The sequence below is a fragment of the Macrococcus lamae genome, from assembly GCF_004359545.1.
In the GTDB taxonomy this organism is placed as follows: domain Bacteria; phylum Bacillota; class Bacilli; order Staphylococcales; family Staphylococcaceae; genus Macrococcus; species Macrococcus lamae.
The window spans coordinates 1-445 of sequence record NZ_SCWB01000049.1; the positions used below are offsets into that span (position 1 = coordinate 1).

Annotated in this window: 1 protein-coding gene and 1 pseudogene; one reads left to right on the forward strand and one right to left on the reverse strand. The window is 32.6% G+C overall.

Annotated features, from left to right (window positions below; all coding sequences use genetic code 11):
- Window positions 1-68, forward strand: a 68-nt coding sequence (locus ERX29_RS11095) for a hypothetical protein (RefSeq protein ID WP_243720052.1), incomplete at its 5' end; no start/stop codon positions are given.
- 97 nt (window positions 69-165) lie between these two features.
- Here the strand turns inward: ERX29_RS11095 and ERX29_RS10815 are convergent.
- Window positions 166-445: pseudogene (locus ERX29_RS10815) on the reverse strand (acetoin utilization protein AcuC); the annotation flags it as partial.

Below are 445 nucleotides of genomic sequence, written 5' to 3' on the forward strand. Positions count from 1 at the left end.
ATGAAAAGATAGAAGAACCAAATGTAGTTTTACCTCACAGAATTGAATACCGAGGAACTACAAAATAAATTCACAAAATTAGGCATTCATCTAACGACCCAAATTATATGGGTGTTGGAAGAATGCCTTTTATTTATCTTTTAAAATCGTTGCAGATTAGGTTACTTATTGACGAGTAGATTCGTACCAACTCGCTATATGTAAAGCTAATTTTTTATTTTTTTCACTAATTTCTTTTGTGCGGGGGACATAGGTATAATCATTTAAACGATCTTCCCATCTTTTAGGTAATAATTCAGATGAATAATGTTTCCATTTATTAATCCATTCTAACGGTAAATAACCACTTTGAATTGGTTGATCAATTAAACTTAAGAATACATGACTCCATGCACGTGGTACGACTCTCCAAATATTGTAGCCTCCGCCACCAAACATAATTACC